This is a genomic window from Rhizobium freirei PRF 81 (assembly GCF_000359745.1).
Lineage (GTDB): Bacteria > Pseudomonadota > Alphaproteobacteria > Rhizobiales > Rhizobiaceae > Rhizobium > Rhizobium freirei.
In genome coordinates this window covers 1-331 of sequence record NZ_AQHN01000074.1, presented here as the reverse complement: position 1 = coordinate 331, position 331 = coordinate 1, and the positions used below count along the sequence as shown (strand labels likewise).

The 331-nt window shown below is 58.3% G+C and carries 1 protein-coding gene; it reads left to right on the top strand.

Annotated elements, in window-relative coordinates; all coding sequences use genetic code 11:
• On the top strand, positions 1-308 hold a 308-nt coding region (locus RHSP_RS20365; protein ID WP_240535474.1), incomplete at its 5' end, for a hypothetical protein.
• Between the last annotated feature and the right edge of the window lie 23 nt (positions 309-331).

The following is a 331-nucleotide window of genomic DNA, read 5'->3' as shown; positions in this document are numbered from 1 at the left end:
CGGTCGTCTCCAGCGCTCTCCAGCAGGCCAAGGCCGCTCAGCAAAGGAAAGCCATCATGTTCAATACGAACGCAATTCACAATCTTCCGAATATCCTGATCGCCGTTCTCGCGGCCGTCACGGCATTCCTGATCGCCACCGGCTGCACTCAGTTGACAACGGGGCTTCTCGAATGCTCTCAGTCGTGGATCAGCCCGACCTATACCGCCGCTATCGTCGCTGTCCTTGGGGCGTCCAAGACCCTGATCAACGTCGTTCGGGATGGGTTTGGCGGTCTCATCAAACCCCAGCCACCGGTCGAGAAATGAACAGCGCCGTTCTGCTGACGCTA